This window comes from Streptomyces sp. NPDC040545, from assembly GCF_055595065.1.
Map to the genome: position 1 here is coordinate 139,416 of NZ_JBVIWA010000007.1, position 16,058 is coordinate 155,473.

Below are 16,058 nucleotides of genomic sequence, written 5' to 3' on the forward strand. Positions count from 1 at the left end.
CATGAACCAGCTGTCCGTCCGCACGTCCGGCAGCGGCCCCGCCGTGCTGTGGATCCACGGCTACACCATGGACTCCAGCACCTGGGAGCCGCTCTGGGAGCTCCTGCCCGGCTGGCGGCACATCGGCGTCGACCTGCCCGGCCACGGCGGTTCCGACCCCATTCCGGCCGGGCTGACCCTTCCCGCCCTGGCGCGGCAGATCGCCGAAATCGTCCGGGCCGAGCAGGCCCACCGGATCGTCTCGCTCTCATACGGTTCGTCCGTCGCACTCCAGCTGGCCATCGACGAACCCGAGCTGGTGCACGCCCTGGTGGCCGCCGCGCCCACGCTGGCGGGCGCGGCCCCGGACGCCGATGCCCGGCGGCGATACCAGCAGCTGATGATGCTCAAGCCGCTCGCCGGCCCCGGGGAGCAGATGGCCGATCTGTGGATGGCCTCGCCCCCCGACATCTTCCGCGGCACCGAACGGCATCCGGAGCTCCGCGCGGCGCTGCGCTCGGTGATCGTCCGGCACTCATGGGCGGAACTGGACAGCGGCGCCATGATGACGCTGTCCGCGCACCGCCACAGCCCGGCGGACCTGGCCCGCATCCAGGCCCGGACCCTGGTGTTCATCGGCGACGAGGACATGCCCGCCTTCGTCCGCAACGCCGAACTGCTGCGCGCCAACGTCGCCGACTGCCAGGTCGTGGCACTGCCCCGGTCCGGTCATCTCCCGCTGCTGGAGCGGCCCGAGGCCGTCGCGGCCGACCTCGCGGCACACCTGCTCCGCGCCGGATGAGCCACTGGCCCGGCTTGCGCGTCCTCCCTCATGCCGATGGCCCGCGGACCTCCCGTCCGCGGGCCATCGGCATGGGTGCTACTCAGCGGTCGGACGAGGCTTCGGGGCCGTGCGCCGTACGGAACCGCTGCACCATCAGCGCGTGGCCCGGGCTGCCGGCGGCCTCGTACGCGCCGAGGGCGTTGACCCGTTCCACGGTGGAGGAGCCCAGCTCGGCCCGCAGGTCGGGCGAGCGGGAGAGAAGGAACATGCCCTCCTCCGTGTAGCCCTCGTCCAGCCACCCCTGCCACAGGGCGTCCCGGTCCTGCTCCTGGCCGGCGAAATACGCGGTGCTCCGCTCCCGTGGTGCGGTGGGCGGGGCGGTGTCCGGGACGGGTGCGGCGCGCAGGACGATCCGCCGGCCGCCGAGGTAGGCGATCCGCAGGCCCTTGCGGATACAGAAGACCAGCGCCTCGGCCGCGGTGTCCACGACCGGCTCGCCGCGGTCGTTGAGCGAGGTGTTGCACACGATCGGCACCCCGGTCCGGGCGTGGAACGCCCCGATGGCACGGTGCAGGAGCGGGTTGGCCGCCGCGGTGAGGACCTGGTGGCGTGCCGATCCGTCCAGGTGCACGATCGCCGGTACGGCGTCGCGTACCTCCGGCCGCACCTGAACGGTCTCCAGCATGTACGGGGACGGCCGGTCGCCGTCGAACCAGTCCGGGGCGTACTCGGCCGGCACGATCGGGGCGACCGGGCGCCACCACTGACGCTGCTTGTACTCGTTGAGCAGGTCCTTGACCTTCGTCGACCGGGGGTCGCCGAGCAGGCTGCGATGGCCGAGGGCCCGGGGGCCGATCTCGGCGGCGCCGTCCACCCAGGCGACCACGCTGTCGTCGAGGTCCTCGGCGAACCGCTCGGGTGAGAACGCGCCGACCTCCTCGATCCACGGGGCGAACTCCGCCAACGCGGCGTCCACGTCGCGCAGCTCGTTGCCGTAGTAGGCGGATTCGATCAGGATGTCGGCGTTGTCCAGGGCCCCGGTGCCGTACAGGGCGAGCAGCCCGAGTCCCAGTGCCTGGCCGGAGTCGTTGGCGCAGGGCGGGGTGAGCAACCCCTTGAAGCCGAAACGGTCCATCAGCAGGGAGTTGGCGGGGCAGTTCAGCGCGAAACCGCCGCTCGTGGAGAGGTAGGCGTCCTCGGCCCGTACGCCGCCGATCGCCAGCAGGCGTTCGATGTTGCGGACCGCGACCAGCTCACAGCACCGTTGGACGACCTCCATGACGGCGCTCTGCAGGTTCTCCTCGTCGGTGAACTCCCGGTCCAACTCCCGCCCCGCCAGCTGCCGACGGGCTTCGGAGACGATCGACGCGACCACCCGGTGGGCGTCCTGCCACGGCGCCCGCCGCCCGCCGAACAGCTCGACGCCGGCCATGGCGGCCTCGACGTCGAGGTCGATCCGGGTCCGGCAGGCCGAGGCCAGGGCCATGAGGGTGCCCGGCTCCTTGCCGAAGATGGTCTCGGCCGCCGTGTAGAGGGGGCCGGGGGATTCCACCGGGGCGAAGGCCGGTCGTCCCTGGACGGAGACGCACCCGGCGTACCAGGCGCTCTTGGTCTCCCGGTCCTGGACGAAGTCGGGGCCGCCGTCCACGGCCATCGCGATGATCGTCTCCCGCTTGAACAGCGCGCTGTCCATCAGCAGGCCGCTGAAGAGATGACCGAGGCTGTGGAGGGGGAAGTCCTCGGCGCCCGCCGGGACGGGGATCTCCGCGTGGCCGGGCAGGCCCGGGGTGCCCCAGGAGGCGCTGATGTCGGACAGGTCCAGCCCCTCGGTGGCGAGCAGTCCGTTCAGGAACGCCTCGGCCCGGGCGGGGGTGTAGAGCGGCTGATGATGGTGCTTCTGGCCGCTGACGCGTTCGAGTTCCCAGACGCGTACGAGCTCCACGGCCCGGCCGCTGCGTCGCCACAGGGCGACGTTCTGGTCGTGGCGCGCGGACAGCACGGCGGTGGGACCCGGCGGTGTCAGGTAGCCGGAAAGGAAGTACTCGACGTCATGCCGATCAGCCACGGCACTGCTCCTCTGCTTGCTGTCCGGTGGGTTCATCGGGGTGTTCAGGAGGCGCCGGGACGATCGCAGCGGCGCAGCCCGACGGCGTTTCCGGGGCCCACCGGCATCCGCCGGGCCCACTCCCGTGCTTCTTCCTCGGTGGCCACCTCGATCAGCCACAGGCCGCCGAGCTCCAGTTCGCCCGGTGCCGCGCGGTCCTCGCCGGTCGCGCCGTCGGGGCGGGCCAGCCGGGCGCCGTAGCGCACCCGCACCCCGGCCTCGGCGAGGTCACGGCCGTAGGCGCGGTTCGCCTCGTACCGTTCCTGGCGTTCGGTCGGCGACATGTCGTCCCATGCGCGCTCTTCGCCGTAGACGAGCAGTGCGAATTCCATGAAGATCCTTCCTCAGGACACCTGGCGGCTGGCCAGGCGGGCGAACAGGCCGTTCTCGTCGGCGAGCAGTTCCTCGTAGCGGCCCTGCTGCACGATCCGTCCCTGGTCCAGGACGATGACCTTGTCGGCGTCGGCCACCGTCGACAGCCGGTGGGCGATGACGATCCGGGTGGCGCTGAGCTTTCGGGTGCTCTCCGCGACCAGCCGCTGGGTCGGGTTGTCCAGGGCGCTGGTGGCTTCGTCGAAGAAGACGATGCGGGGGCGGGCGACCAGGGCGCGGGCGATCATGAGCCGCTGGCGCTGTCCGCCGGAGAGGGTGTTGGTCCCTTCGGAGAGCACGGTGTTCATGCCCATGGGCATGGCCGAGATGTCGTCGGAGATGCCCGCCATCGATGCCGCCACCCAGGCGTCGTCCAGGGTGTGGCTGCTGCTGCCGATGATGTTGGCCTTGATGTCGCCGGCGAGCAGCGAGCCGTTCTGCAGCACGACGCCGCACTGTCGGCGGACGGCGGAGACCTCCAGCTCCGCCAGGTCCTGCCCGTCGTACAGCACCGTGCCCGACACGGGCTGCTCGAAGCCCAGCAGCAGCCGCAGCACAGTGGACTTCCCGCTGCCCGAGGACCCGACGATGGCGACGAACTCGCCCGGCGCGATCGACAGGGTGACGTCGTCCAGCACGAGCGGGCCGTCGTCGCCGTAGCGGAAGGAGACCCGGCTGAGGTCGAGCCGGCCGGAGAGGTCACCCGGGGCGGCCTTGGACTGGTCGACCTCCGGTGCCGTCTCCAGGATCGGGCGCAGCTTCTCCAGAAGCGGTACGACGCCCATCGCCGTGATCGCGGCCGAGGTGAACTGCAGGCTGGAGGCCAGGAGAAGGTTGAAGGCCGCGAAGAACGAGAGGAACGCGGCGATGGGCACCTGGCCCTGCAGCGGACCGCCGATCACCGCGAAGATGATGACCGAGCACACCAGCGGGAAACCGGCGTTGAAGGTCGTCACGATGTTCTGCACCCGCCGGGACGCGGCGGCCAGGCTGCGGCCCTTGGCCAGTTCCGAGGCCCAGACACCGAACACCCGGTCCTCGGCGGCGGTGACCCTGAGCTTGGGGACGGCGGTGAGCAGTTGGAAGACCCGCGAGGACAGCTTCTGCTCGTGTGCGTACAGCTTGCGCTGCCAGCGCACCTCGATCCGGCCGGCCACCAGCGCGAACACCGCTCCGACCAGCACCAGCACGGTGGCCAGCAGCGCGAGCCGCAGGTCGTAGAAGTAGACGAGGACGAGATTGGCGGAGCCGGTGATGAAACCCAGGGTGGCGCTGGTCATCATGCCCGAGAGCATTTCCTGGGCGGCGCTGACACCGAGCACGGTCGTGCCCAGTTCCCCGGTGGAATAGCGGGTGAAGAAGGAGGTGGGCAAGGACAGCAGCTTGGTCCAGACGCCCACCTGCATGGTGGCGGTGGATCGGCTCTCGATGCGCAGCACGGCGATGTTCTGGACGATGGACAGCGCCGCGACGACCAGGGCCGAGCCGATCACCACCAGCGAACCCTGGACGATCAGGCCCCGCTGGGCCTGCGCGACGAAGGTGCCGAGGACCTGCCCGGTCATGACGGGCACCAGCAGTCCGACCAGGGCGGCCAGGGCCGCCGTCCAGGCGAACATCCACAGGTCGCGCCGGTTGCTGCGGATACCGAAGCGCAGCAGGCCGCTGATCGACCGGACCGCGGAGGGCAGCGGCTGGTAGAGCATGACGGCCTTGGTCTGCAGCTCCTCGGCGAGCTTGGCGGTCACCTCGGTGATCTTGCCCGCCTCGGCCATCACGTAGCGGCCGCCGATGGGGAGCAGCGCCACCGGCTGATCGCCCACCTTGCGGTAGCCGATCACCGGGCCGAAGTCCGTCCTCCACCACCGGCCGTCCAGCCGGATGGCACGGGTGCGGACGCCGGAGGCGTGGGCGATGGACTGGAGGTCGTCCAGGTTGCGGCCGTGACCGCTGCCGACCAGGGGGGCCTTGACGGCGAAACCCTGGTGCGCGGCGACCAGCCGGGCGGCCGCCAGTGTCGGCGGGTCCGCGGCGACGTCCGCGAGCCGGATCCGGGCCTCGGTGTCGTGCAGGACTGCCTCGAAGCTGCGGGCCGTGGTGGCCAGGGTGCCGGCCTCGTGGGCCTGGCGGACGTCGAGGGCCTCGCGTTCCAGGCCGCGCTGGGCCTCGATGCGACGGTCGACGGTGTAGAGCAGGCGGGTCGCGTGGGCGAGCAGGAGACCCCAGAGGGCTCCCTCGTCGAGCAGTTCCCGCGAGGAGCGGGCCCGCAGCCGGGCGGGCGAGTCGGCGATCAGCCAGTCGCGCTGGGTGAGGCAGGTCTCCATACCGGTCGTGAACCGCCCGGAGACGCCCTCGCCCAGCTCGACCGAGCCCTCCTCCACCCGCACCCAACGGACGCCGTCCACCGAACGCACGGCCGCTCCGGCGGCGAGCTCGGTCGGCCCGTCGGTGGACAGGGGTACGAACTCACGGGGCGGCAAGGTGTCGCGCAGCGCCTGGGCGAGGGCCACGATGCCCTGCTCCAGGCCGTCCAGGAACTGCTGTACCGCGTCCCCGTAGGCCTCGGTGGACAGGGCGCGCACCGCCAGCCCCGACGGGGTGTCGCATGCGGCGCGGCGGGCCGAGAGGCCTTCGAGGTGGGAGAGCGGCAGGTACGACAGCACGGTGCCGGGCACCGGCCGGCCGACGATGCCGTGCCGCGGCCCGGACGGTGATCCCATGAGCAGGGCTCCGGCCTCCACACGGGCCAGGAAGTTCCAGCGCCCGGTGGGCACTCCGTCCACCAGGCGGACCGCGAACAGGTCCACGGCGCCGGCCTCCACCAGCAGCACGCGGCGTACGTCGTCCAGGACGGTGAACGGGTCGGTGTGGAGGTCGGCGGGGGTGGCCGCGTCGGAGAAGAACGGCGCGAACGCAGAGGTGATCACAGGTCGCCCCCTTCGGCGGTGCGGACCGAATCGATGAGACCGGCGTAGTGGCCGCCGCGGGCCAGCAGGTGTTCGTGGGTGCCGCGTTCGGCGATCTGCCCCTTGTCGAGCACGATGATCTCGTCGGCGTCCCGCACGGTGGACAGACGGTGGGCGATGGTCAGGCAGGCGCAGCCACGGCGGCGCAGGTTGTCCATGATGACCCGTTCGGTTTCCGGGTCCAGGGCGCTGGTGGCCTCGTCCAGGATGAGCAGGGTGGGCTGGGTGGCCAGGGCGCGCGCGAGCTCCAGGCGCTGACGCTGGCCGCCGCTGAAGTTGCGTCCGCCCTCCCAGACCATGGAGTGCAGACCACCCGGGCGGGCCATCACCGTCTCGAAGATGGCGGCGTCATGCAGTGCGGAGATGATGACGTCGTCGGGGACGTCGTTGTTCCACAGCGCGAGGTTGTCCCGGACGCTGCCCTCGAAGAGGGAGATGTCCTGGTCCACATAGGCGACCGAGGCGGCGAGCACGGTGCGCGAGATTTCCTCGCGGGGACGGCCGTCGAGCAGGATGCGGCCCGACCATGGGGCGTACAGACCGGTGAGCAGCCTGCCGAGGGTCGACTTTCCGCTGCCGGAGCTGCCGACGACGGCGATCCGGCGACCGGGCACCACGGAGAAGGACAGGTCCTTGATGAACGGCGCGGCCAGCGGACTGTAGCCGAAGGTGACGTCCTCGAACTCCAGGTGCCCGTCGAGCCTCCCGGTGCGGGAGGGGTCCTCGGGAACGTCGAAGGAGGTGTCGGCCGGATAGTGCTCGACGTCGTACAGCCGCTTGATGTCGGCGGTGACGTCCTGGAGCCGGCCGCCGAGATTGGTGAGTTGGGTGACCGGGCGGCTGAGCGCGGCGAGCAACGTCTGGAAGGAGACCAGGATGCCGACGCTGATCGCGCCGTCCACCACCCGCTGCCCGCCGACCAGCAGGATCAACCCGCTGTTGAGGGAGGCGAGCATCGGGGGCACCACGATCAGTACGGCGGTCGGCACGCCCAGTTGCTGCTTCGCGGAGATGACCTTGGCCAGGAAGCCCGCCCAGCGGCTGAAGGCGTCGGGTTCGGCGCCGGTGGCCTTGACCGTCTCGATCTGGCTGAGGGTGGTGAACGTGGTCGCCGTGAGGTTGCCGCGGTCGGTGCGCAGCGCCACCACGGCGTCCGTGCGGGCCCGGGCGACCCAGCGCAGCACCACGATGTTCAGCAGCGCCATGCCGACGCCGATGGCGCCGAGCAGGACGTCGAAGTGGATCAGCAGGGCCGCGTAGAACACCACGAGCACGAGGTTGACGACGGTGAGGGCGAGGTCCCGGGAGAGGATCTCGGCCACGACGTCGTTGCCCGCCACCCGGTTGGCCACTTCGGCGGGACGCCGCTGCATGAAGAAGTCGACGGGAAGCCGCAGGAGATGGCGGAAGAAGCGGGCCGAACTGACCAGCCCCATCCGTATCTCCAGGCGCAGCAGGTAGTGCCGCTGTACGGAGGTGAGGACGAAGACGCACAGCGCCGTGAACATCATGGCGAGCAGCAGGGGCACCAGGTACCCCGCTGAGCCTCCCGCCAGGACCCGGTCGATGAAGACCCGGGTGAAGGCGGGGGTGGCGATGCCCGGAACGACCAGCAGCGCGCTGGCCATCAGCACGAGCGGGAGGGCCCGCCCCGAAGGCAGCCGACGCGACAGCAGCGCGGCGCCGACCTTGGTGCGGGTACCGCCGCGCACGAAGTCCGGGCCGGGCTCGAAGGACAGGACGACGCCGGTGAAGCCGGAGTCGAACTCGTCCCAGGCCATCAGCCGGGGCCCGCCGGCCGGGTCGTTGACGGCCACGACGGTCTTGCCGTACTGGGTGCGCACGCCCTCGACGACCAGGAAGTGCTGGAAGGCCCAGAAGATGATGACCGGCCGGTCGAGGTCCTTCAGGTTCTCCGCTTCGGTCTGGTAGCCCCGGGCGGTCATGCCGTACTGGCGGGCCGCCGCCAGTACGGTGGCGGCATTGGCGCCGTCCCGGGAGACGCCGCACACGCCGCGCAGTTCTTCGAGCGGGACGTGGCGTCCGTAGTGGGCGAGGATCATCGCCAAGGAGGCGGCGCCGCACTCCACCGACTCCATCTGCATGACGGTCGGGACCTTGTGGCGCCAGGGCCGCATGCGGGGCAGCGGGATCCGTCGGCGCCGGCCGCCCGGCCGGTCGGGTCCGCGGGGGGCGGGCGGGGTCGTGTCCTTCGCCGGGGGCTTGGCCAGGGTGCTCTGCGTCATGGCGATGTCCCCTCTCAGCGTCCGAGGATCAGATTGAACGGGGTCTGTTTGCCGAGATTGATCGTGGCCGACACCCCCACCTGGGTGGTCAGCGCCGTCTGGGGGCCGCTGGTGTTGGACCAGGCGAAGCCGGAGCGGGTGTTCTCGTCGCGTACCAGGTCCACGACGACCAACCGGGGCGCGGAGCCGGCGGCGAACTGCCGTGCCGCCAGCTCACCGCCCACCAGGCCGGACAGGGCCTCCGACGTCAGCGGGTAGGGGCTGACGGAGGTGACGGTCCCGCGGAGCAGGCCGAAAGCGGCCGGCGGGGCCGTGGACACGGCCAGGTCCACCTTGTTGCCCGGGTGGAGCCGCGCGGCCCGGTCGGCGGGCACGAACACCATGGCGATCATGCGATCGCCGGAGACGTCGGTGCGCTCCACGGTGAGGACGGCGGAGCCGACGTCGATCATCTGCCCGTCGCTGACCGCCAGCCCGACCACGTGGCCCGCGAACGGGCTGGTGATCCGGCGGATCTGACCGGCGGGGTCCTGCACCTCGATGACCGTCTGCCCCGCGGTGACCGTGGCGGTGGGCTGGGTGAGCACCCGCTGCACCATGCCCGTGAAGGGACTCTGCACCTGTGCCGTGCCGCCCGGGCGGGTCAGCAGGCCCGGCGCGCTCACACTGATCAGCAACTGGCCGGCGAAGGCCCAGATCACCGCGGCGGTCATGGTGATCATGACGACGAACAACGCGATCCAGCCGCGTGGCGCCGCCAGCAGGGTGGGCGAGTCCAGCTCGTCGGGCTCACGCATCCGTTGCAGCGCCTTGAAGCGGAACATCATGACTGGTCCTCCCCGCGTGGGACTCCCGCGCTGTGCCGCAGTGTCCGGGGGCGGCTGCCGACGACGAGCTCGCCGACCCCGCCCTCGGAGTAACGGTCCAGGCCGGAGGCGGCTGCGAACTCGTCTGCGTCTCCGCCGCCGAGGCCGCACACCGCCAGTCCCATGGCCGTTCCCACCAGGTAAAAGGTCTGGTAGAGCACGCCGACGTGCTTGAGGATGAGGGAGTAGGCGACGGTCTCGTACTTCCACATCACCCGCCCGAAGCGGGCCGAGACCAGCAGAGTCACCTGCGGAGCGGAGTCCATCAGGGCGCTGCCCCGTGCGGACTCCACCAACGCGGCCGTGGCCGGACCGGGTTCGGCCACCAGCTCCAGCTCGTGCCGGTCCGGCGCGTAGTGCCACAGCCCCGGTTCGGCGCCGACGCACTGGGTGATGAGCGGGTAGACCTCCAGTTCGTGGACGGAGCCGCCGGACGGGTAGGGCCGGTCGGCCAGCACCTGCCCGTCACTGCCGGTGAAGGTCTGCCGCAACCGCATGCTGCGGTAGAGCAGTTCACCCAACTGCTCAAGGGTGATCGGCGCGTCCGCGTCGTGCTCACGGATCGACCTGCGCCGCTCCAGCACCTCGCTCAACGAGGCCTCGCTCTTCGCGCGGGCATCCAGGTCGGGGACGGCCAGGGCGATCCGCTGTCCGGGGAAAGGCTCCCGGGACGCCGGCTCGGGGCCGAAGCGCTCCCCGAGCGGGTACGTACCGCCGTAGCCGGTGACCGTACGCGGGCCCCGGGTGCGGGAGTGGAGGGCCAGGTCGGCGGCGGACCACTGGGCGAGCCGCTGCTCCCCGGCCTCCGGGTCGTGTTCCGGCCCGCCGGAGACGAGCAGACCACCGGCCGCGAACAGCCGCAGCACCTGCGACACGGCCGTGTCCGGGAGCCCGGACCGCTTGGCCGCCCCGGTCGGGCTGTTCCAGTCGGCGAGGACAGCGAGCAGTCCGGCGGAGGCCGGGGAGAGCTCCAGCGCGAGCGGGCTGCCCGGCGCGCGCACCACCAGCAGCCCGCCCTCGGCGGTCGCGGTGGCGAACCGGGACAGTTTGACGAGTGCGTCGGCGGCCGGAGCGGCCGGGAGCGCGAGGCGACCGCGGCCGACCTGGCGCAGCCGGGCGATCGGCTCACCGTCGAGCCGTACCGCGCGCTCCGTCATGCCTGCGGCGTCGAGCTTGTGCAGCAGCATGTGGAGGCGGAGCAGCCCGAATTCCCCGTCGTGCGCGGTGACGAGGGGAGCGAGCTGGTCCTCGGCGTGGTCGTCGGCGGCGAGGGCGGTCAGCACCGCCAGCAGTCCGGGAGTGGTGTCCGGCAGGGCGACGGCACCGGCCGGGGCCGACAGGAGCCAGGCCCCGGCGGCCGCGGCTCCGGCCTGGCCGGGGGCTTCTTCGAGCGTCGCGTCCCGCCGCAGCCGCAGGACGGCGTGCACGGTGCGGGCCGGGTGGGCCGGGTGAGCCAGGTGCTCCGGGTGCTGCGGGTGGGCTCGGTCGGTCTGCCCAGTCGTCATGATGTCCGTCCGGCCGGGTCTAGAAGAAGACATTCCAGGGATTCATCTCGTCCTCGGTACGGGGCTGTTCCAGCCGCCCGGTGCGGGTCGGGACCTCGTAGAGGCGACCTGGGCCCAGGCGCCGCCAGAAGTGCCGCATGCCGGGGGCGATGACCTTGACCACGCACAGGTCGAGATCGGGGCGGGTCTGGTCCAGCACGATCACCTCGATGCCGGCGGCCTCGGCCCGGGACACGCAGTCCTTGATGTGGTCGGCGAGGTCATGACCCACCAGCGGAGCGAAGTCGCCCACCGTGGTGGGCTTCTGGTCCGGGTCGGGGGTCAGCCACGGCTCGTCCGCCAGCTTGACCTTCTTGCACCACGCCAGGGTCTCCGGGTCGTCCGACCGGTAGACGGTGTTGCCGTCGGCGTCGCGACGGTCCACGTACGGCAGGAACTGATTGACCTCGGTCAGGGCGCGGATGGCGGCGATGCGCGCGTCCGGGTGCGAGCCGAAGCCGACCATCACGTCCTCGACGTCGTGGCGGCGCCCGGAGACCGCGGCGAAGGTGGGGATGCCCAGGTCGGAGGTGATGTCCAGGACCCACACGTCGCGGTCCATGCTCGCGTAGAACTCGCGCATGGTGTCCACGTACGGGTCGTCCAGCGAGTCCAGGTCGAACTCCGGAACGCGCAGGCGGTTGTACCACCACAGCGCCACCGAGTCGCGTTCCACGACCTCGCAGAAGCCCTGGAGGATGGCCTCTTCGAGGGTGTTGCCGCTGGCCCCGCCATTGGAGTCGCCCACGCAGTAGAAGTGCTCGGCGAGGTCCGGGTGGCCGTACCAGGCGTAGCCGGACGGGATCATCCGCTCGGTCTCGCGGGTCAGGGACCAGCCGGTGGACCAGTCGATCGGCAGATCGGTGCGGAAGGGGTCCGGGACCAGGTGGAGCCGGTGGGTGGGATCGGCGTTCCACTGCTCGCGGCCGGCGACCTGCGCCTCGGAGAAGCCCAGCAGTTCGTCCATGTGCACGGCGACGTCCGGGTCGAGGTCGTCGTACGCGGCCCGGGTGACCGGCTCGCCGCCCCGCCACACCGCCGAGTAGCGCTCGATGGCCTCGCACATCGCGCTGACCTTGGCCTGTATCTCGGAGCGGCCCTTGCCGCCGCTCTGGCCGCGCATGTTGCGGCGCAGCAGGTCCATGTTGTCGTTGACCATCGCGAAGTTGTGGCCCGCGGTGAAGCTGTAGGTGACGCCGTTGCCGGTCTCCTCGTGGGCGCCGAGCTTGGTGATCGCGCCGAGGTAGGGGCTGATGTGCCGCTTCAGCCGGTCGTACGTCAGCTGCGGCGGCTGGATCCGGTAACCGCCGTCCGTGGTGTGCCGGGCGGGGCTGGCGGTGAGGGCGACCTTGGGGCTGCGCTCGGAGACCAGCGTCGGATCACCGCAAGAGGCACACTGCGGCTGCCGTACGAGGGTGTGCTCGGCACTCTCCAGAGTGACCAGGTCCATGGTGCGCATCACGCCGGTCAGGGACTCGGACGTACCGGTGACGACGATCCGGACGGCCTCGACGGCGAGCAGGCCCGCGATCAGGGTCGAGCTCGCGGGAAGTGCCGCATGCGAGGGGTGGCGGGGGGTGTGGTCACCACGCTTGCCGGAAAGGTAGCGCTCGACCTGGCGGTTGCCACCGAGCCGCTGGGCCAGGCAGGTCCAGCAGCCGGTCTCGCCGGGACGCAGGAAGGGACCGACCCACGGCACGACACCGGCGGGTTTGGCCGGCAGCCAGGAGCGGCCTGCGGCCAGGTATGCGGTATTGAGGCGGTCCAGTTCCGGGTCAAGGTAGTCGTCGACCAGGACGACGGCCAGGCCGTCCCCGGCGTCCGCCGAGCCGATCGCCTCGTCGAAGCCGACCACTCGCACCCGAAGACCGTTGGACTCCAGCGCGCTGAGCACCGGCCGGTGGTCCAGGCCGGATCCGGCGACAAGGGTCAGCTCGGTGGCCGCGGTGGCGGCCACCACCTGGTGCGGGTCGACGCCCTGGGCGTCCCAGAAGGCCAGCGCCTCGTCCGACATCTCGGGACGGCCCTCGGCCAGGTGGCCGGCCGCCTCGTACCGACGCAGCGCGGTCAAGGTCTCAGTGATCGCCAGCTGTCCGCCGAGCGCCCCGACGATCTCGGCAACGGTCTTGTGGCCGTCGAGGTGCGGAAGCACCGCGGCCGCCGCGGCTCCCTGGACGAGGAAGTCTTTTCCCTCGGCGAGCAGGAAGACCTTCGAACCATCGACCACTTCACTTATGAAATGGGCCTTGAGTCGCGGACGCTCCATCTGGCTTCCCCCTGTTTATTGCCGGTGTTCCATATTTCGCTCGCCATCCAATCATGTGGCTGAAACCCGTGTACATGCTGAAAAGCGTGAGGCGATGCGCCGCTTAGGTATGTGCGGGTCGATACGTAATCGCGGGCTGCGATACGTAAGCCATACGTATCTTTCCGAAAGGCCGGACCTGTTCTGGACTACAGTGGTCCGCGGATGCGATGATCATGGCTGCGGTTGTCTGCCGCTGACGGGGGATGATTTACGGTGCCGACGGGGCAGTTGCAGCATCGGGAACGCGAGTTGGCCGCACTGGGGGAAGTGCTCGGGGAGGCGGCTCAGGGCCGTCCGGCGCTCGCGCTGATCCAGGGGCCCAGGGGCATCGGCAAGTCCGAGCTGCTCCGTGCGGCCCTCGCGCGGCTGCCGCAGCAGAGCATCGTCCTGCGGGCCCGATGTCATGAGAACGAGCAGGAATATCCCTACGGCGTCGTGCGCCAGCTCTTCGACCCGTTCATATCGGCGTCCGTCAGTTCCGGGGCGACCCCGGAACCCCTCTCCGTGAATTTGCCGAACAGTCTGGATCAATCAGCTGTTCCCGCGAACGGCGCCGCCGCACATCATCTTCTGCAGAATCTGTTCCAGGCCACCCGCTCCATGGCGACGACCCGGCCGGTGGTCATAGCCATCGACGACCTCGATTTCGCGGACGAAGCCTCGCTGCAGTGGTGCTCGTACATCGCCCGCCGCCTCGAAGGCCTCCCGGTCGCATTGCTGGCCACCGTTTCCTCGGAGACCGCCGACGTCCACGAGAACCTGCCCGCCGAACTCGGCGCCCTGCCGTACACCCGGGTGGTCCGGCCGGGGCCGCTGTGCGACACCTGCAGCGCGGAACTGATGGCCGCCGCGTTCGGGGCCCCGCTCGACGCCGAACTCGCCGCCGCCTGCCACACCCTTTCCCAGGGCAACCCCTTGGTGCTGCGGGAGCTCACGAAGCGTCTGATCGCCGCGCCGGTCTCCCCCGGGTCACCGAACCTGGACGACGTGCTGCGGATCGGCGCACAGACGCTCTCCGACACCACGCTGACCTGGCTCGACCAGTACCGGCCTGCAGCGGTGGAGCTGCTCAACAGCCTCGCGATCCTCGGACCCGGGGCCGATCTGACGACCGCGGCCATCCTGGCCGGCCAGGGCGACTTCCAGGCCGCGCAGGCCCGAGCCGCGCTGTGCCGAACGGGCCTGCTCGACCCCGGGCCGCCGGAACAGTTCCGGCACGAGCTGGTCCGTACGGCCATCCTGTCCCGCATCGACTCCGACCACCGCCTGGACCTGCACGAACGCGCCGCCGCCCTGCTCGCCCGGCTCGGCGCCCCGGCCACGCAGACCGCCGGGCACCTGATGTCCCTGAGTACCGCCAACCGCGCCTGGGCCCTGCCGATCCTGCGGACGGCCGCCGACGAGGCCGCCGCGGCCGGGTCGTGGGACACCGCCGCGCGTTACCTCCGCCGGTCCCTCGCGGAGTCCGACGACCCCGAGGCGCTGAGGGAGACCACGGTCCGGCTGGGCGCCGTAGAGCTGCATCGGGACCTCGCCTCGTGCGTGCGCTACGCCACGACGGCCGCTGCCGCCGCCGACCCGTCCGACCGCGCCCGGGACCTGCTGCCGCTGGCCCACCCCGCCCTCACCGTCACCTCCACGACCGCGGCCCGGCACTTCGCCGACACCGCCACCGCGTTGAGCACCGTCGAGGACGCACCACGCGAACAGTTGCTGCAACTCGGCTCCCAGGCACTGCTGGCCGGTCACCGCGTCGGCATGAAACGTGCCGTACGTGAACTGCACGCCGGTGAAAACGGCCCGGCGAGCTGGAGCTTCCTCGGGGCTCTGGCCGCGATGACCGCTGCCGGAGGCCGGTCGCCCCTGCGGGCCGCGCGGCTGGCGGTGCGTTGCACCGAGGCCGCGTCCCCCGCCGGTGCGGACGCCGGGCTGGTGGGCGCGGTACTGGCCTTCGCCTGGACGGGCCGGCCGGCCGAGGCGGAGCAGTGGAGTGCCTGGGCCGTCCGATCCGCACGACGACTGCGGCGCCCCGCCGAACTGGCCCTGGCGCTGCTGGTGCAGAGCGAGGTGACGTACCGCCGGGAGAAGTGGGACGAGAGTCTGCGCGACGCTCGTGAGGCCGCTGCGCTCGCCCGGGCCGTCAACGCGGCCGGTCTGCACGGCGCGGCGGTCGCCTGCGCGGCGCGCGCTCTGGTGCGGCTCGGTCAGGTGGCGGAGGCGGCGGGCTCGCTGGTGGGCGTGGAGGTCCCGGGCGACGTCCATCCTCTGATCCGGGGAGTGGTCCTGGAAGGACAGGGCGTCGTCGCGGCCGCCCGGGGCAACCACCAGGAGGCGCTCCGGCTGTTCCTGGAGTGCGGGCACCAGCTCGCCACCCGGGGCATCGCCAACCAGGCCTGCGTTCCCTGGCGGTCCCATGCCGCCAACTCCTACCAGCACCTGGGCGAGTACGCCGCCGCGCGGACCATCGTCGCGGATTCCCTCGGCACCACGGCGCGCCGGAGGGCCGGTGCGGGGGTGCCGGATCGGACACCGTCCGGGGGCGCGTCGCCGGAAGCCGCAGGCGCAGCCTCGGCAGCAGCCGCAGCCGTCCGACTGAGCCCCGCCGAGCGCCGGGTGACCGACCTCGTCCTGATGAACCTGAGCAACCTCGAAGTGGCCGAGCGGCTGTGCCTCAGCAAGCGCACGGTCGACACCCACCTGGGCCGGATCTATCGCAAACTCGGGATCGTCGGCCGCCCCGAGCTGGCCGCCGCCATCGAGAAGCTCTCACCGCGCGGTTGAGGCCTCCTGGACATGCGACAAAGCGGCGGGGGGGGGGGGGGGGGGGGGGGGGGCAAGGACCTTTCCCCTCTTCGTCGCTGGCCCCTCCGTGCGTTTTAGCCCGGCCGG

The 16,058-nt window shown here is 71.3% G+C and carries 9 protein-coding genes; 2 read left to right on the forward strand and 7 right to left on the reverse strand.

The annotated features are described in order from the left end of the window. Position 1: 1 nt before the first annotated feature. Positions 2 to 781: an alpha/beta fold hydrolase gene (locus ACZ573_RS16565; RefSeq protein WP_471304366.1), complete on the forward strand. Its 780-nt coding sequence runs from the start codon at positions 2 to 4 to the stop codon at positions 779 to 781. A gap of 82 nt (positions 782 to 863) precedes the next feature. On the opposite strand, the gene ACZ573_RS16570 is transcribed toward ACZ573_RS16565, so the two are convergent. From ACZ573_RS16570 to ACZ573_RS16600, 7 genes are read right to left on the reverse strand one after another with little or no spacing between them, the layout of a single operon-like run. Next, positions 864 to 2,828 (reverse strand): carbamoyltransferase C-terminal domain-containing protein, encoded by a 1,965-nt coding sequence (locus tag ACZ573_RS16570; protein ID WP_471304368.1) that lies wholly within the window; start codon positions 2,826 to 2,828, stop codon positions 864 to 866. Positions 2,829 to 2,872: 44 nt separating this feature from the next. Then, on the reverse strand, positions 2,873 to 3,199 hold the full coding sequence (locus ACZ573_RS16575; protein ID WP_471304370.1) for a YciI family protein: 327 nt from the start codon (positions 3,197 to 3,199) through the stop codon (positions 2,873 to 2,875). Between the two features lie 12 nt (positions 3,200 to 3,211). Next, positions 3,212 to 6,166, reverse strand: coding sequence for an NHLP bacteriocin export ABC transporter permease/ATPase subunit (locus ACZ573_RS16580; RefSeq protein WP_471304372.1), 2,955 nt, complete (start codon positions 6,164 to 6,166; stop codon positions 3,212 to 3,214). Then, on the reverse strand, positions 6,163 to 8,451 hold the full coding sequence (locus ACZ573_RS16585; RefSeq protein WP_471304375.1) for an NHLP family bacteriocin export ABC transporter peptidase/permease/ATPase subunit: 2,289 nt from the start codon (positions 8,449 to 8,451) through the stop codon (positions 6,163 to 6,165). Before ACZ573_RS16585 ends, ACZ573_RS16580 begins: the two co-directional genes overlap by 4 nt. Positions 8,452 to 8,465: 14 nt before the next feature. Continuing rightward, positions 8,466 to 9,278, reverse strand: coding sequence for a biotin/lipoyl-containing protein (locus ACZ573_RS16590; protein ID WP_468120782.1), 813 nt, complete (start codon positions 9,276 to 9,278; stop codon positions 8,466 to 8,468). Then, complete coding sequence (locus ACZ573_RS16595; RefSeq protein WP_471304380.1) at positions 9,275 to 10,822, reverse strand: SagB family peptide dehydrogenase; 1,548 nt, start codon at positions 10,820 to 10,822, stop codon at positions 9,275 to 9,277. The genes ACZ573_RS16590 and ACZ573_RS16595 overlap by 4 nt, the downstream gene beginning before the upstream one ends. Before the next feature lie 19 nt (positions 10,823 to 10,841). Beyond that, the gene (locus ACZ573_RS16600; RefSeq protein ID WP_471304383.1) at positions 10,842 to 13,127 is read right to left on the reverse strand and encodes a TOMM precursor leader peptide-binding protein; all 2,286 of its coding nucleotides are present in this window, start codon (positions 13,125 to 13,127) and stop codon (positions 10,842 to 10,844) included. A gap of 255 nt (positions 13,128 to 13,382) precedes the next feature. Between ACZ573_RS16600 and ACZ573_RS16605 the strand changes: the two genes are divergently transcribed. Beyond that, a complete protein-coding gene (locus ACZ573_RS16605; RefSeq protein ID WP_471304385.1) occupies positions 13,383 to 15,950 on the forward strand; it encodes an ATP-binding protein in 2,568 nt (855 codons plus the stop codon). The last annotated feature ends 108 nt before the right edge of the window (positions 15,951 to 16,058 follow it).

Coding starts and splice junctions, on each gene's coding strand:
- ACZ573_RS16595 (WP_471304380.1), bottom strand. CDS start 10,822: ATGACGACTGGGCAGACCGACCGAGCCCACCCGCAGCACCCGGAGCAC.
- ACZ573_RS16585 (WP_471304375.1), bottom strand. CDS start 8,451: ATGACGCAGAGCACCCTGGCCAAGCCCCCGGCGAAGGACACGACCCCG.
- ACZ573_RS16600 (WP_471304383.1), bottom strand. CDS start 13,127: ATGGAGCGTCCGCGACTCAAGGCCCATTTCATAAGTGAAGTGGTCGAT.
- ACZ573_RS16575 (WP_471304370.1), bottom strand. CDS start 3,199: ATGGAATTCGCACTGCTCGTCTACGGCGAAGAGCGCGCATGGGACGAC.
- ACZ573_RS16565 (WP_471304366.1), top strand. CDS start 2: ATGAACCAGCTGTCCGTCCGCACGTCCGGCAGCGGCCCCGCCGTGCTG.
- ACZ573_RS16590 (WP_468120782.1), bottom strand. CDS start 9,278: ATGATGTTCCGCTTCAAGGCGCTGCAACGGATGCGTGAGCCCGACGAG.